Genomic DNA, 17,783 nt, shown 5'->3' with positions numbered 1-17,783 from the left:
GCCTCACCGCGCCCCGGTCGCCCGGTCGCCCGCGTCGAGCAGTTCCGCCAGCCGCGGCCCGATCTCGGCGAGCGCCTGCGGTGAGGTCATCTGATCGTGCACCACCGCGACCGGCCGATCGCGGATTTCGCCGTCGACATACCGGGCCCAGTTCGCGGCCGCCTTCTCGTGTCCGAGCGCGCTGAAATACTCCAGCCTGCCCCGGAATACGGCGGGCCGGTGCTCGGCGATCAGTTCCGCCGAACGCACCGCGCTGCGATAGATGCGGCGCACCCGCTCGGGGGTGAGCACGGCCATGTTGGCCGGGATGATCGCGTGCAGGGCGGCCAGCGCCTCGTCGCTGAGTTCGCGCACCCCGTTGGTCGCCACGGCGGCGCTCAGGTCGACCCCGAGTTCGGCCAGCGCGTCGCGCACGGCGGTGTGGAAATCGGGGACGTCGATGTCGGGGTGCGAGTCGAGCATGGCGAGCAGGCTCACCTGCTCGCCATCGGCCTGCAGTTCGGTGGCGACGGCGTGGGCGAGCACACCGCCGAGCGACCAGCCCATCAGCCGGTAGGGGCCCTGCGGCTGGACCGCTTTGATCTCGATGACATAGCGGCGGGCCATGGCGGCGAGGGTGCCCGGCAGATACCCGGACTCGCTGAGCGCGGGTGACTGCAGGCCGAAGATCGGTCTGCGCGCCGGAATGTATTGAGCCAGCCCGGCATAGCACCAGGCCAGCCCGTACATCGGGTGCACGCAGAACAGCGGTCCACCCGCCTCGGTGCCGTGCGGCACGCGGTTGCGGATGGGCAGCAGCACGCCGAGGGCGTCGTCGGATTCGAGGTCGTAGTCGCCGGCGCCCGCCTGGGTGGCGTCGATGCGTTCGGCGAGCGCGGCCACGGTGGCGTCGCTGAAGAACCACTGCACGCGCACGTCGGCGCCGACGCGGGTGCGCAGCCTGCTGATGGCCTTGGTCGCGACGAGCGAGTTGCCGCCGAGCTCGAAGAAGTCGTCGTCGAGGCCGACCTTGCCCGCGCCGAGCACCTCGGCGAAGACCTCGGCGACCGCGCGCTGGACCGGGGTGGTCGGTGGCCGGTAGGGCCGGGTGGTCGCCGCCGGGACGGGCAGGGCTTTGCGGTCGAGCTTGCCGCTGGCGTTGAGCGGCAGCGCGGCGAGCACGACCAGCGTGGCCGGGACCATGTACGACGGGAGCGCGGTGCGGGCATAGGACAGCACTTCGGCTTCGTCCAATCCACCTGTATTCGCACCGCTTTCGATGGAGTAGCCCGCCGCCGGGGTGGCGGTTCCCGGCTGCTCGGCGCGCGTTTCGGCGGGGACGACATAGCCGACGAGGCGGTCGCCCGTCGGGCCGTGGACCAGAGCGACGGCGGCGTGCCGCACCGCCGGATGCCCGCGCAGAACCGCTTCGACTTCACCGAGCTCGATCCGCTGACCCCGGAGTTTCACCTGGAAGTCGCTGCGCCCCAGGTATTCCAGTGCGCCGTCGGCGTCGAGGCGGACCACGTCGCCGGTGCGGTAGAGCCTGCCGCCGCCCGGGTGGGCGACGAACCGTTCGGCGGTGAGCGCGGGCGCGGCGAGGTACCCACGCGCCAGCTGCACGCCTTCGAGGTACAGCTCGCCCGCGATGCCGGGCGGGACCGGCCGCAGGTGCCGGTCGAGCACGTGGACGCGAGTGTTGGCGACCGGTTCGCCGATCGGAATGTGCTCGGCCGCGGTCACTTCGGTCGCCGTGACGACGGTGGCCTCGGCCGGGCCGTACCAGTTGACGAGGTCGGCGCCGGGGAGCACCTCGGCGAACCGGCGCGCGGTCGCTGCCTGCAGTGCCTCACCGGCGGCGAATACCCGTCGCAGCGAGGGCAGTTCGCCCGCTCGGCGGTCGGTCAGGAAGGCGTCGAGCATGGACGGCACGAAGTGCACGGTGGTGACGGAATGTTCGGTGATGACCTCGGCGAGGTAGTCGGGGTCGCGATGACCGTCGGGCCGGGCGATGACCACCGCCGCACCGGTCTGCAACGGCCACAGCAGTTCCCAGGTGGAGATGTCGAAGGTGACCGGTGTCTTGTGCAGCACCACATCGCCGGGGCTGTGCAGGTAGTCGCGTTGCGCCCAGCGGAACTGGGCGACGAGCTGACGGTGGGTCAGCATGACGCCCTTGGGTTTTCCGGTGGACCCGGAAGTGTGGATCACGTAGGCGAGGTTGTCCGGTGCCGGTTCGGCCGGCGGGGCGGACGCGGGGGCGAGGGTGTCGATCTCGACGACCCTTGCGCTGCTGTGGAATCCGGTGCCCGTGGTCGTGAGCACACACAGCGGCGCCGCGGCGGCGAGCACGCGTTCGGTGCGTTCGGCCGGATGGTCCGGGTCGACCGGGACGTAGGCCGTCCCTGTGCGCAACACCGCGTAGATGCTGGTGACGAGGTCGATACCGCGACGCATGGCGACCGCGATCAGCACCTCCGGACCGGCTCCGAGCGCGCTCAGCGTGGCGGCCAGTTTCCGTGACCTGGCGTCGAATTGCTCGTAGGTGTAGCTGTGCTCGCCGTCGATCACCGCGACCGCGTCGGGTGTGCGGGCCACCTGGGCGTCGAACAGCGTCAGCAGCGTCGACTCGTCGAGCAGCTCCGGTGCGTCGGTGGCGTTGAGCGCGGTGAGGGTGCCGCGTTCGTCGGCGAGCAGCACGTCGAGTGCGCCGAGGCGGGACTGCGGGTCGGCGGTGAAGCGGGCCAGCAGCAGTGAGAACCGTTGGGACAGCAGGTGTGCGGTGTAGGCGTCGAACACGTCGCGCAGGTACTTCACCGACACGCGCAGTTGTTCGCCTGCCACCACCTGCACGGTGAGCGGGTAGTGGGTGCCGTTGGTCGCGTCGAGACCGGTGATGGTGGCCGACCCGCTGGCGGCCCGGTCGATCGCCGCCCGGTCGACGGGGAACGACTCGAACACGACGAGCGAATCGAACAGCGCGTCGACACCGACGATCTCCTGGATCTCACCGAGACCGAGGTAGTGGTAGTCGAACAGGGCGGCCTGCTCGTCCTGCAGGGTGCGCAGCAGCTCGGCGACGGTGTGCTCGGGCCGCACCCGCACCCGCACCGGGATGGCGTTGAGGAACAGCCCGACCATGCGTTCCACGCCGGGCAGCGCGGCGGGCCTGCCCGACACGGTCGCGCCGAACACCACGTCGTCGCGATCGACGAGCCGGGCGATGAGCAGACCCCAGGCCGCCTGGACCACAGTGTTCACCGTGACACCGAGGTCGGCGGCGAGCCGGGTCAGCGCCGCGGTGTCGGCGGGTGTGAGCGCGAAGCCGGTTTCCCCGGTGCCCGAGGCGATTTCGCGGCCCTTCTCGACCGGGGCCAGCGGGGTCGGTTCGGCCAGGCCGGTGAGCGCGCCACGCCAGGCCTGGCGGGCGGCGTCGAGATCCTGCTCGGTGAGCCAGGCCAGGTAGTCGCGGTAGGGCGCCGGTTTCGGCAGGCGACGGGTGCGCCCGACGGTGTAGGCGGCGAGCAGCTCCTGCAGCAGCAGCGGCATCGACCAGCCGTCGATGAGAATGTGGTGGCTGGTCACCACCAGGTGGGCACGCTGGGGTGTGCGCACCAGGGTGAAACGCAGCTGCGGCGCGACCGCCATGTCGAAATGTGTTGCCAGGTCGGCACTTCGGATGCGCTCGTAGGTGGCTTCGTCGGCATCGATCACCTGCCACGGCACGTCGACGTCGTCGATGACCACCTGCAGCGGTGTGCCTGCCGGGTCGGTGGCGAAGGCGACGCGCAGGTTGTCGTGCCGGTCGAGCACGGTCTGGGCGGCGGTGTGCAGGCGTTCGGTGTCGACGGACGGGTCGAGGTCGAGGACGATCTGGGTGATGTAGGGGTCGACCGAGTTCTCGGCGAGCAGGGCATGGAACAGCATCCCGGACTGCAACGGTGTCACCGGCCAGATGTCGCTGAGCCGGGGGTAGCGGCGCACCAGGCGGTCGAGTTCGGTCTGGCCGAGGCGGACCAGGGCGAAGTCCGAGGGGGTGAATCCGCCCGCGTCGGGGCGCAGGCCGTGTTCGGCGAGTCCGCCGAGGGCGCGGATCCAGTGCTCGGCGAAGTGCTTCACCGCGTCGGCGTCGAGAACCGTCGCGGCGTAGTCGAAGCGGGCGACCATACCGTCGGCGGTGGCGTCGACGGTGAGCACGAGGACCAGATCGTCGACGGCCACGTCCGTGTGGACGCGGGCGGGTCGCAGGTCGCGTACCCGGAGCGCGAACCGGCCGCGGTCGACGGTGCGCACCGTGTCGGCCGCGTCGGCGTCGAGGTAGCGCAGCAGTCCGAAGCCTGCGCCGCCGGCCGGGACCGTCCGGCACAGTTCCTTGATCTGGGACAGCGCCGTGCCCGCGGCCGGGCCGCCGACGAGCGCGTCGGCCGGGTCCACGCCGTCGAGGCGAAGCGCGAGCGGGAAGTCGGTGGTGAATCCGCCGACCACGTTCTGGGCGTCGTGCCGTCCGAGGACGCGCTGGTCGGCACGCAGCCGGACGACGCTGCCGATCGCGCGGACGGCCGCCGAATCGGCGGCGGTGTGCAGGGCGAGGGCGACGGCGGTGAGCAGCACCTCGTCGACCGTGGCGCGGTAGGCCTCGGCGACGGTGCCGACGGCGGCGGTGCCCTCGCCGGTGATGCTCAGCGATACCCGGCGGCGCTGGCGCAGGTCGCCCGAATCAGCCGTCCTGGCGCGCACGGCGCGGTGCCAGTACTCGCGTTCGGCGCGGGCGGCGGGCGAGGACGGGTAGTCGGCCAGGCGGCGGATCAGGTCGTCGAGACCCGCGTCGGGCGCCGAGGGTGCGGCGTGACGGCCGCGGCTCCACGCGGTGGTGAGCTGGTCGACCACGGCCCGCCAGGAAACCTCGTCCAGCACGAGCGCATTGGCGACCACGACCAGGGTGGACGGGCCGTCACCGGTGAGGATGAAGTGGATGTTGCGACCCTCGTCGGGGTCGAGCGCGGCAGCCGCGGCGGCGACGATGTCGTCCACGGGCAGCGACGCCTCGCCGTCCTCACCGGCCAGCCTGCGGAAGGCACCACCGGTGCGTTCCGCGGCCGGGGGGATGCGCAGTACCGGGTCGGATTCGGTGCGGTCGAGGACCGCCCACAGCATGGGGTGCTGGTTCATCACCGCGGCCGCGACGGCGGCGACGGCCTCGTCCGGGCAGTCGGCGGGCACGTCGAGCAGCAGGGCGCGCGGTTCGACGGCCTGCTCCCCCGCTTCCAGGAGCTGGGCGGCGGTGGCGGTGAGCGGCAGGGCGCCGGTCCGGGTGGTCGCCTCGGCGGTAAGTTGCGCGCGCTCGGCGAGGGCGCCGACGGTGCGCGCGGCGAACAGGTCGCGCGGGCGCAGGGTGACGCCGGCGTCGGCGGCCCGCGACACCACCTGGATGGCGGTGATGCTGTCGCCGCCGAGGGCGAAGAAGTCGTCGTCCACACCGACCCGGTCGTGGCCGAGCACCTCACCGATCACGCGGGCGACGGCGCGTTCGGCCGAGCTGCGCGGTGGCCGGAATTCGCGGCGGCTGAGCACCGGATCGGGCAGGGCGCGGCGGTCGAGTTTGCCGCTCGGGGTGAGCGGCAATTCGTCGAGTACGACGACGGCGGCGGGCACCATGTAGTCCGGCAGCGCCTCGGCGGCGGCGGCGGTGAGTGCGCTCGGTTCCAGATCGGTGCCTTGCACATACGACACGAGCATGGTCGATCCGGCACCGTTGTCGCGGCCCATCGTGCTGACCCAGCTGACGCCGGGTACGGCGGCCAGCACGGCATCGATCTCGCCGAGTTCGATGCGCAGACCACGGATCTTCACCTGGAAGTCGTTGCGGCCCAGGTATTCCAGCACGTCACCGCGGCGGCGGACGAGGTCGCCGGTGCGGTAGAGGCGGGCACCGGCCGGACCGTGCGGATCGGCGACGAAGCGGGCGGCGGTGAGGCCCGCGCGCTGATGGTAGCCGCGCGCCAGCTGGATACCGCCCACGTAGAGCTCGCCGGTGGCGCCTTCGGGCACCGGGTGCAGGCGCGGATCGAGGGTCAGTGCGCGGATGCCACGGATCGGTCCGCCCATGTGCACGTCGGTGCCGTGCAGCGGTGCGCTGATGGTGGCGGCGATGGTCGCCTCGGTGGGGCCGTAGGCGTTGTGCAGGCGGCGCTGCGGCAGCGCGTCCCATCCGGCGGCGAGGTCGCCGGGCAGGTGCTCGCCGCCGACGATCAGGACGCGCAGGTCGGGCAGGCCCTCGGGCTCGAGGGTGGCGAGCACGGTCGGGGTGAGGAAGGCATGGGTCACCCCTTCCGTGCGGATCAGTTCGGCCAGGTCGGTGCCGCCGACACTGTCGGCCGGGGCGACGACGAGCGTGCCCGCACCACCGAGGGCGAGCAGCAGTTCCAGCATGGACGCGTCGAACGACGGCGAGGCGAATGCCAGTGCGCGCGTGGCCTTGTCGAGCCGGTAGCGCTCGACCTGTTCGGCGCAGAAGTTGGCGACACCGGCATGGGTGACCACGACGCCCTTGGGCAGACCGGTCGACCCGGAGGTGTAGATCATGTACGCCGCGCCGCCCGGGCGCGCGGCGCCGAGGAGCTCGATCTCGCGCAGCGCGACACCGGGATTGGCCGCGACCTCGGCGGTGAACGCGCGGTCGTCGAGCGCCACCCAGCCACCGGCGGCGGGCAACGCGGGCAGGTCGGCAAGTTCGGCGGCCAGGGTGACGCCGAGCGTCGCACCCGAATCGGCGACCATGTGCGCGATCCGGTCGAGGGGGTAGCCGGGGTCGATCGGCACGATCACCGCGCCGGTGCGGGCGATGGCCCACAGCGCGAGCACGGATTCCACCGATCGCCGGATAGCGACGGCCACCGGCACTTCCGGGCCCGCGCCACGGGCGATGAGCGCACGGGCCAACTGGTTGGCGGCCGCGTCGAGGTCGGTGTAGGTGAAGCCGCGTCCTTCGCCGCGCAGTGCGATTCCCGACGGGTTGGCACGGACCGCGTCGCCCATGAGCTGGGCGAGGGTGCGCGCGGGCACGGCGGGTGGGCCCGCGAAGGTGGTCTGCGCGGCGAGTTCCCGCTCGTCGAGCAGGTCGATATCGCCGACGGGCGCGGTGGGGTCCGCGGCGACGGCTGCCAGCAGGCGGGTGAAGCGGGCACCGAGAGTACGCACCGTCGATTCGTCGAACAGGTCGGTGGCGTAGGTGAATTCGGCGTACATGCCGCCGTTGCGCTGCTGTTCGCGCACGGTGAGCAGCAGGTCGAACTTGGCGTCGGCGGTGCGGGCGTCGAGGGCGTGCACGGCGAGACCGGGCAGTTCCACGGTCACCGGCGCGAGGTTCTCGAACGACAGCGCCACCTGGAACAGGGGGTGCCTGCTGGTCGAGCGGGCCGGTTGGACCGCGTCGACGACCCGCTCGAACGGGACGTCGGCGTGGGCGAAGGCGCGCAGGTCGGTGTCGCGGGTGGCGGCCAGCAGCGTGGTGAACGGTTCATCGCCCGCGATGCGGCTGCGCAGCACGAGGGTGTTGACGAACATGCCGACGAGGTCGTCGAGTTCGCGCGCGCCGCGACCGGCGATCGGGGTGCCGATGGCGACATCGTCGGTGTCGGACAGGCGGGCCAGGAGGGTGGCGAGCGCGGCCTGCACGACCATGAACAGGGTGACGCCTTCGCGCCGTGCCAGTGCGGCGAGCCCGGCGTGCAGGTCGGCATCGATGTCGAAACCTGTTGTGGCACCGGCGAAGGACTGCACCGCTGGGCGTGGCCGGTCGGTCGGCAGGTCGATCTCGTCGGGGAGGTCGGCGAGTTCGGTGGTCCAGTAGGCGAGCTGGTTCGCGGCGATCGATGCCGGGTCCGTCTCGTCGCCCAGCGTATCGCGTTGCCACACCGCGTAATCGGCGTACTGGAGGGGCAGTGGCGTCCACGCGGGCGCGGCACCCGAGGTGCGCGCGGTGTAGGCGAGCACCAGATCCCTGGTGAGCGGGCCCATCGAGAAGCCGTCGGCGGCGATGTGATGCGCGACGAACACCAGCACGTGTTCGTCGGCGCCGAGCCGGAGCAGGCGCAACCGCACCGGTGGCGCGGCGGTGACATCGAACCCGGTCGAGGCGGTGCACCGAACTTCGGCGAGCACGTCGTCGGCGGTGACCGGTACAGGTGTGAGGTCGAGGTCGACCGCGCCCGGTGCCAGCACCTCCTGCACAGGCCCCCATTCGGTGCCGCGCCCGGCCATGGCATCCACCGACGCACCGGTCGCCGGTTGCCCAGCCGTCCCCGTGCCGCGATGCGCTGTGGTGGCGCCCGCCGACGCACCGGTCGCCGGCTGCCCAGCCGTCCCCGTGCCACGGTGCGCTGTGGTGGCATCCACCGACGCACCGGTCGCCGGTTGCCCGGCGGCGGTTCCCCTGGTGAGCGCCGCAGGCTGCCGGACCCGATCGTGCGGGGTCACCGGGTAGCGGGTGCGCAGGACTTCGTGGCGGGTGAACAGGTCGCGGACGGCGGCCTCTAGGGCGGGCAGGTCGAGGGTGCCGGTGAGGCGGATGGCGGCGGGGATGTTGTAGACGGTCGCGTCGGGGTCGAGCTGGTTGAGCAGCCACATGCGCTGCTGGGCCAGCGACAGCGGCACCTCGGCCGGGCGCGGTCCCGCGACCGGGCGCGCGGCCGACAACTCGTCGGCCCGGTGCACCCGCAGCGCGAGTTCGGTGACCGTCGGGGCCTCGAACAGCAGTCGCACGCCCACCGCGCGGTTCAACGCCTCGGCGATGCGGGCGGCCGCACGGGTCGCGAGCAGGGAGTTGCCGCCGAGGGCGAAGAAGTCGTCATCGGCACCGACGTCATCCACCCCGAGGATGTCGGCGTAGACCCCGGCGATCAGCTGCTCCGTAGGCGTCGTCGGTGTCCGGAAAGCGGCGGATTCGAAGACCGGTGCTGGCAGCGCAGCGCGGTCCAGCTTGCCGTTGACGGTGCGCGGCAGCGCATCGAGCACCACGAATGCCTCGGGCACCAGGTACGCGGGCAACTTCTCCCGCAGCGCGGACTTGACCTGCGCCACATCGAGTTCCGGGCGAACAGCCGGGACGGATGCCGTGCCGTCCCCGACCTGAGCAGTGAAAGCCGCGCCCGCGACCGAGTTCTCGGCGGCCCCGGCACCGAAAGGCGCGGCCCGGCCGGCAGCCGATTCGGAGCGAGTGCCGGCGACAGCCGGGTGCGCGCTCGCCCCCGGGGCGGTGCCGCCGGACGCCCCGGTGATGTCTCCACCTTGGGCCGCGCGGGAGTCCGCCGGCACCACGTACGCGACAAGGCGGTCGCCGTAGTGGGCGTCGGTGCGTGCCAGGACGGCGACTTGCGTGACCTGTGGGAGGGCGAGGAGCGCGGCTTCGACCTCGCCGGGTTCCACCCGGAAGCCACGGACCTTGACCTGGAAGTCGGTGCGGCCCAGGTAGATCAGTTCGCCATGGGTCGCGCTGTCCGCGGGCGTGCGGATGACCAGGTCGCCGGTGCGGTACATGCGGGCACCCGGCTGGAAGGGGTCGGCCAGGAAACGTTCGGCGGTGAGGGCCGGTTTGCGCAGGTAACCCCTGGCCAGCTGAACACCACCGAGGTACAGCTCGCCACGCACGCCGGGTGGGACGGGACGCAGGCGCTCGTCGAGCACGTAGACACGGCTGTTCCACTCGGGCGTGCCGATGGGGACGGTCTCGGTATCGGCGGAAGTCACCTGATGGTCGGTGATCGAGACGGCGGCCTCGGTGGGACCGTAGAGGTTGTCGATCCTGGTGTCCGGCAAGGTATTCAGCAGTCGCTGCGCCAGCGGGGCGGGCAGCGTTTCGCCGATCGCCAGGATACGGCGCAGGGGTGGCGCGGTCGCCTCCCAGTAGCCGACGAGGGTGTCGAGCAGCGACGGTACCGCCGTGAGTGTGGTGACATTCGCGTCGGCGATGAGCGCGTCCAGGTAGGCCGGATCGCGGTGCCCGTCGGGTGCGGCGATCACCAGGCGGCCACCGCAGACGGCCGCCGACCAGAACTCCCACACCGAGAGGTCGAAGGTGGCGGGCGTCTTCAGCAGGAACGCGTCGGCCGCGGTCGTCTCGAATTCGGCACGAAGCCACTGCAATTGGTTGACCACTGCCGCGTGCGGGACCGCGACACCCTTGGGTCGTCCGGTGGATCCGGAGGTGAAGATGACGTAGGCCGTGTTCTCCGGACGCAGCGGCGCCCGACGATCCGCATCGGTCACCGGAGACGGATCGGCGGACTGCACCGCCGGATGGTCCACCCGGACCACGGGCGCCGCGTCCGTGCGGAAACCGTTGGAGAGCACGCAGATCGGTGCCGCGGTGTGCAGGATGTAGTCGGTGCGGTCGGCGGGTTGATCCGGGTCGATCGGCACGTAGGCGCCGCCGGAACGAGCCACCGCGTACATGGCGACCACCAGGTCCACCGAACGGGGCAGGGCGAGCGCGACCAGTGACTCCGGGCCGACACCGAGCGAGATGAGATGGCGGGCAAGGCGATTCGCGCGCGCCTCGAACTCGGCATAGGTCAGTTCGAGACGGCCCTCCGGCAGGTCCGCGACGAGGGCGATCGCTTCGGGCCGCGCCGAGGCGGGCAGATCGGCGAGGGTGCCGGTCGGCATCGCGAGATCGGCGGCACCGCTGACGATCTCGCTCGACCGCTCGACGGCCGTGCGCAGGTCGACATCGCCGACCACCCGGGCCGGGTCCCGCACGATCGCGTCGAGCAGCAGGTTCAGCCGCTCGGCGAACCCGGCCACGGTGGCGGCGTCGAACAGGTCGGTGGCGTAGGTGAAGAACCCTTCGATGCCGGTGGGGGTGCCGTCCTCGGCGTGCCCGTCGCCGACGATCAGGTGCAGGTCGAATTGCGAGACCGCGAGATCCGCCGGCACCGGGGCGATCCGCAGACCCGGCAGTTCGAGGGTGGCGTGGTCCACGTTCTGGAAGGACAGGCCGACCTGGAACAGCGGGTGACGTGCCGTGGACCGCGGCGGGTCGAGGACCTCCACGAGCCGTTCGAAGGGCACATCGGCGGCGGCGAAGGCGGCCAGATCGCGGGAGCGCTGGTCGGCGAGCAGGTCGGTGAAGGCCGCGCTCCCGTTGTAGCGGGTGCGCAGGACGACGGTGTTGACGAACATGCCGATCAGGTCGTCGAGTTCGCGTTCCCCGCGGCCGGCGACTGGTGTCCCGACCACCACGTCGGCGGTACCGGCCAGCCGCGCGAGCAGCACGGCGAAGGCGGTGTGCAGCACCATGAAGACCGTCGATCCGGTCTGCTGCGCGATCCGCGCGAGCCCGGCGTGGGTGTCGGCGTCGATCCGCACCGGCACCCGGTCACCCGCGAGCGAGGCGACGGCGGGGCGCGGGCGATCGGCGGGCAGCTCGAGCAGGTCCGGCAGCCCGGACAGTTCCGCCTGCCAGAAGGCAACCTGTTGCGCGGCAAGCGATTCGGGGTCGCTTTCGGCACCCAGCCGGTCCACCTGCCACAGCGCGTAGTCGGCGTACTGCACCGGCAGACTCGCCCAGTCGGGCGCGTGCCCGGCCGCCCGTGCGAGATAGGCGGTGGTCATATCGCGCACCAGTGGCGCCATCGACGAGGCGTCGGCCGCGATGTGGTGCACCACCACCGCGAGCACGTATTCCGTCGGCGCGTCCGGATCGGCACCGGTCACCTCGAACAACCGCACCCGCAAGGGCACCTCGGTCGTCACATCGAAGGCGGTCGAAGCCAGTGCGGTGATCTGTTCGACCAGCTCCGCGCCTGACCCGGACTCGGCCGGTAGCCCACCAGAACGCACGAAGGGCCGCCCGGCCGCATCGGGTGCGCCCGCATCGGCAGCAACGTTCACGATTGGGAGCTTGGTGGTGGCGAAGGGGTCGGCGGGTTCACCGATGCGGTGGACCGTGATGCCGAGGTCGACCTCGTCGGCGGGCAGGATCAGCTGGATCGGGCCGTCGCCGGTGTCGGGGTAGACGGTGCGCAGGACTTCGTGGCGGGCCAGGACGTCGTGCAACGCCGTGGTGAGGGCGCCGACGTCCAGGTTGCCGGTGAGGCGCAGCGCGAAGGGGAGGTTGTAGGCGGCGGTGCCGTCGCCGGTGGCGCCCTGGTCGAAGCGGTTGAGGAACCACATGCGGCGCTGGGCCGGTGACAGCGGGAGTGCGGCCGGGCGGTCCAGGCTGCCGAGGGTGGAGACGGTGTCCGCCGTCGCGTCGACGGCGGCCGGGTCGAGGGTGGCGGCCAGCGCCGCGACCGTCGGGTGCTCGAACAGGGTGCGCACGGGGATGCGGCTGCCGGTGGCAGCACCGAGACGGGCGACCAGCCGGGTCGCGACCAGGGAGTTTCCGCCGAGGCCGAAGAAGTCGTCGTCGGCGCCGATGTCCTTGCGCCCCAGCACTTCACCGTAGAGCGCGGCGATCAGCTTCTCAGCCGCGGTCGCCGGGGCGCGGAAGGCGCGCGTGGTGAAATGCGGTGCGGGCAGCGCTTTGCGGTCGAGTTTGCCGCTCGGGTTGAGTGGCAATTCGTCGAGCACCGTGATGGCGGCCGGAACCATGTACGCCGGAAGGGTTTTGGAGACCGAGGCCAGCAGACGATCCGGGTCGGCGGCGCGGCCGGGCGCCGGAACCACATAGGCCACCAGCTGATCGCCCAGTTCCGTCGCGGCGACCATCGCCACCGCCTGGCTCACGGATTCGCTTGCCAGCAGGGCCGTTTCGATCTCGCCGAGCTCGATGCGCTGGCCGCGGAACTTCACCTGGAAGTCGATGCGTCCCAGGTAGTCGAGCCGCTGGGGCTCGCCGGCGGTCGGTTTGCGCCACACCACCAGGTCACCGGTGCGGTACATGCGGGCGCCGGTCACCGAACCACCGAAATCGGCGGCGAACGGGTCGGCGACGAACCGGTCGGCGGTGAGACCGGGCCGCGCGACATACCCGCGCGCGAGCTGATCGCCCGCGAGATAGAGCTCACCCGTGACGCCCGGCGGCACCGGCCGCAGCCGCTCGTCGAGCACGTACACCCGAGTGTTCCACTGCGGCAGGCCGATCGGCACCGACCGCTCCCCCGCCCTGGCGGGCCAGTAGGTCACCGAGACAGCCGCCTCGGTCGGCCCGTACAGATTGTGCAGCCGCGCCGAACACACCTCGGCCATGGCATCGACGGTTTCCGGCGGCAACGCCTCACCGATCACGAACACGTCGCGCAATGTCGACAGGCTGGCGGGCTGCGCATCTACGGGGCCGGGTAGCGGGTTGGCCGACGTCCGCGAGGCCCGCAGCGACCACGCCGGCGGCTCGTCCTCCTGAGCGGGCGCGGTAGCCAGCGCCGAACGCAACAGCCGCTCACGGGTGACACGATCCCCGACGGATCCCGCCGGAGCCGCCGAGGCCGGACCACCCAGACCGTGCGCCTGTCGCGAACCCGAACCGGGCTGCGTCGAGCCACCGAGCCCGGGCGAGGCCTCACCGGCATCGCCCGTCGCCACGCGAGCCGGACCACCTCGGAGCCCTGCGGAATTCCCGGGCACGCGCTGCGGCAGCCCACCCGGCGCACGTCGCGGCTGTGCCGAGTCGCCGGATCCGGCCGAGGCTGGCGCGGCGTCGACGACCACACCGGAAGCGCCTTCACCACGTGCCGACGCGCTCGCCACGGATTCGATTTCCGGCCGACCGGCACGGGCCTGTGCCGCGAAGACCGTGAGCATCGACGGGACGAAGTCGGTGACGGTGACGCGGTGGGTGTCGATGAGATCGATGAGGTACGCCGGATCGCGGTGGCCGTCGGGGGTCGCCAGCAGCAGAGTGGCCCCCACGCGCAACGGCAGGAAGTAACCCCAGAGGGACACGTCGAAGGTGGTCGCGGTCTTCTGGAGGTAGACGTCGCCCAGGACCAGGGGGTATTTCGCCAGCATCCACACCAGCTGGTTGTGGATGGCGGCATGCGAGATCAGCACGCCCTTGGGCTTGCCGGTGGAACCGGACGTGAAGATGACGTAGGCGGGGTGCTCGGGGTGCAGCGGAGCGCGGAGTTCCTCGGGGCGCACCGGTTCGACGGACACACCGGCGGTGTCGAGTTCGTCGACCAGCACCACGTCGATCCCCGTGGGGAGGGCTGTGGCGTCGGCACGGGTGCTCAGTACGCAGGCGGGGCGGGCGGTGTCGAGGATGTAGGCGATGCGGTCGGCCGGGTGATCGGGGTCGAGCGGCACGTAGGCGCCACCGGCGGTGAGCACCGCGTACATGCCGATCACCAGTTCCGGCGAGCGCCGGACAGCCAGTCCGACAAGGCTTTCCGGTCCGACGCCCGCGCCGATCAGCACGCGGGCCAGCGCGTTGACCCGCTCGTCGAACTGCCGATAGGTGAGCGCGACACCCTCGTACACCAGCGCCGTAGCCGACGGATGTGCCTGCACCGCACGGCGATAGGCGTCGAGCACGAGCTCCGGCGCCACCGGATGGGTGGTGTCGTTCCAGGCGACGATGCTCTGGTGGCGTTCGTCGTCGGTGAGCAGGTCGATCTCGGCCACACTCAGCGACGGCTCGGCGGTCACCGCCGAGAGCAGGCGGGTGAAGCGTCCGGCCAGGTTCTCGATGGACTCCGCGTCGAACAGATCGGTGGCGTAGGTGAACAGCGCCGCCATCGGTTCGGCCGGATCGGTGCCGGGCACGACGGTCAGTTGCAGATCGAAACGCGCGACCGTGCCACCGAATTCGACCGGCGCCACTTCCATGCCGGGCAGCCGCAGCGTCGGCAAGTCGAGGTTCTGGAAGAACAGCGCCACCTGGAACAGCGGATGATGCGCCTGCGAGCGCACCGGGTCGAGCAGTTCGACGAGCCGTTCGAAGGGCAGGTCGGCGTGGGCGAAGGCGGCCAGGTCGGCGCGTTTGGTCGCCCGCAGCAGCTCGAGGAAGCTCGCCCGCTGATCCACCTGGGTGCGTAGGACCAGGGTGTTGACGAACATGCCGATCAGGTCGTCGAGTTCGCGGGCACCGCGCCCGGCCACCGGGGTGCCGATGGCGATGTCGTCGGTGTGGGCCACCCGGCTCAGCAGCACCGCGAGCGCGGCGTGCACGACCATGAACTCCGAGGTGCCGGTGCGTTGGGCCAGGTCGGCGAGCGCGGTGTGCACGGCGGCCGGGATCTGGAAGCCGTATTCCGCACCGCGACCGCTGAATACGGGCGGCCGCGGGCGGTCGGTCGGCAGGGCGAGGCGGTCGGGCAGGGCGGCGAGCGTATTGCGCCAGAAGGCGATCTGGGCGGCGGCGAGCGAGTCGGGATCGTCCTCGGCGCCGAGCAGTTCGCGATGCCACAGCGTGTAGTCGGCGTACTGCACGGGCAGGGGCGCCCAGCTGGGCCGGGACCGGTTGCGCCGAGCCAGGTAGGCACCGAGCAGGTCGCGCAGCAGCGGGGTGATGGAGGCACCGTCGGCGGTGATGTGGTGCAGGGCGATCGCGACCACATGATCGCGCGGGCCGAGTTCGGCCAGCGCCACCCGCAGCGGCACCCCGGCCGCCACATCGAAGCCCTTGGCGGCGAATTCGGCCAGCCAGAGCGGCAATTCGTCCTCGGACAGGCTGTCGACGAGCACCTCGGGCACCGCTTCGGAGGCGGGCAGGATCACCTGGTGCCCGACACCTTCGGCCACACCGTCACCGTCGGCGGTTTCACCGGCGGTGAGCACCGGGTACCAGGTGCGCAGGGATTCGTGCCTGCCGACCAGATCCGACAACGCCGCGTACAGCGCGTGCGCGTCGAACGGCCCGGTCAGGCGCAGGGCGAACGGGATCGTCTCGGCCGTGGAGTTCGGGTCGAACTGGTTGAGGAACCACATCCGCCGCTGCGCGGGCGAGAGCGGGATCAGCTCGGGCCGGCCACGCCGGGTGAGCGGCGCGTGCCCACCCGCACCCTTCAGTGGCTCCAGCAGCGCGGCGAGCCCGGCGACAGTGGGACTTTCGAAGACATGCCCGGCCGGAACACGGGTGGACAGTTCGGCGCCGAGCCGAGCCGCGACCCGCGTGGCCAGCAGGGAGTTACCGCCGAGGGCGAAGAAGTCGTCGTCGGCGCCGATCGGGTCGGCCGGGTGCAGCAGGTCGGTGAAGACGGCGGCGACCAGCTCCTCCATCGCCCCGGACGGCCTGCGGAACTCGGCGGCGCGCAGGGTCGGCGCGGGCAGCGCGGCCCGGTCGAGCTTGCCGACGGGGGTGAGCGGAATGGTGTCGAGCACCGTGAGCGCGGTCGGCACCATGTGGGCGGGCAGACCGGCCTTGGCGTGGGCGAGCACATCGTCGAGATCGATCGAGGCACCCGGCGCGGCATGCACGTAGGCGGCGAGAATCGTTGTGCCGTTGTCGAGTTCGTGTCCGACGGTCACCGCGAAGTCGACGGACTCGTGCGCGGTGAGCACGGTGTCGATCTCGCCGAGCTCGATGCGGAATCCGCGCACCTTCACCTGGAAGTCGTTGCGCCCCACGAATTCGATGGCGCCGTCGGGTCGTCTGCGCACCAGATCGCCGGTGCGATACATGCGCCCACCCGCCGGATCGAACGGGTCGGTGACGAACCGGGAAGCGGTGAGTGCGGGCCTGCGGTGGTAGCCGCGCGCCAGCCCGTTACCCGCGATGTACAGTTCGCCGATCATGCCGTCGGGCACGCGGACGAGGCGTTCGTCGAGCACGTACTCGGTGACCCCACGCAGCGGGGCACCGATGTTCACCGTGTCGCCGATCTCCAGCGGCGCACTGATATTGGTGACGATCGTGGTCTCGGTGGGCCCGTAGCAATCGTGGAAACGCCGGGTGCCGGTGGCCCAGCGACGGATCAGATCCGGCGGGCACGCCTCACCACCGGTGGTGACCACGGCCAGTTCGTCGAGCCCGGTGGGATCGAGCGAGGCGAGGGCGGCGGTGGTGATGAACATATGCGTCACCGACTCGCGCCGCAGCACCTCGGCCAGCTCGGCACCGCCGAGGATGCCCGCGGGCGCGATCACCATGGTCGCCCCCGCACCGACGGCCATCAGCAGTTCCAGCACGGCGGCGTCGAACGACGGCGACGCGAAATGCAGCGTGCGCGAAGTGGGTTCGATGCCGTAGTGGGCGCGTTGCTCGGCGCAGTACCCGGCGAGACCGGCGTGGGTCACCACGACGCCCTTGGGCAGACCGGTCGACCCGGAGGTGTACACCACGTAGGCGGGATGCTGCAGCCGCAGCGGGCGCACCCGGTCGGCGAAGGTCACCGGGTCGCCGGGGTGTTCCTCGGCGGCGCGGCGCACCGCCGGGTCGTCCAGGCACAGCCATTCCACGGTGCCGGGCAGGCGATCGACGGCCGCCGACATCGACAGCCCGACCACCGCGCCCGCGTCGGCGAGCATGTGCGACACCCGCGCCTGCGGGTAGTTCGGATCGACGGGCAGGAAGGCCGCACCGGCCTTGGTCACCGCCCACATGGCGAGCACCGACTCCGGTGAGCGGCCGATGCCGACGGCGACCACGTCCTCGGGACCGACTCCACGCTCGATCAGCAACCGGGCCAACCGGTTGGCGCGCTCGTCGAGTTCGCCGTAGGTCAGGCGAACCGGCGCCGACACACCGTCGGACCAGCTCAGCGCCACCCCACCCGGATTGGATTCCACCGCCACGGACAGCAGTTGCGGCAGCGTCTTGCCCCGCTGCCTGGCTCGGGTACCGGACGCCCGCGACGCCCTGGTCACGACAGCCCCATCCGATCGCCGGAGTCGACTCGCCGCTGCCCGGTCATGCACGCACCTCG

The 17,783-nt window shown here is 71.6% G+C and carries 1 protein-coding gene; it reads right to left on the bottom strand.

Annotation, left to right across the window (positions count from 1 at the left end):
- Positions 1-3: 3 nt before the first annotated feature.
- On the bottom strand, positions 4-17,724 hold the full coding sequence (locus ACSVDM_RS03570) for an amino acid adenylation domain-containing protein (RefSeq protein WP_439262774.1): 17,721 nt from the start codon (positions 17,722-17,724) through the stop codon (positions 4-6).
- Positions 17,725-17,783 lie beyond the last annotated feature (59 nt).

Origin of the sequence: Nocardia sp. JW2, assembly GCF_051843015.1 — a bacterium.
Classification (GTDB): domain Bacteria; phylum Actinomycetota; class Actinomycetes; order Mycobacteriales; family Mycobacteriaceae; genus Nocardia; species Nocardia coubleae.
This window is presented reverse-complemented; position numbering and strand designations above follow the sequence as displayed.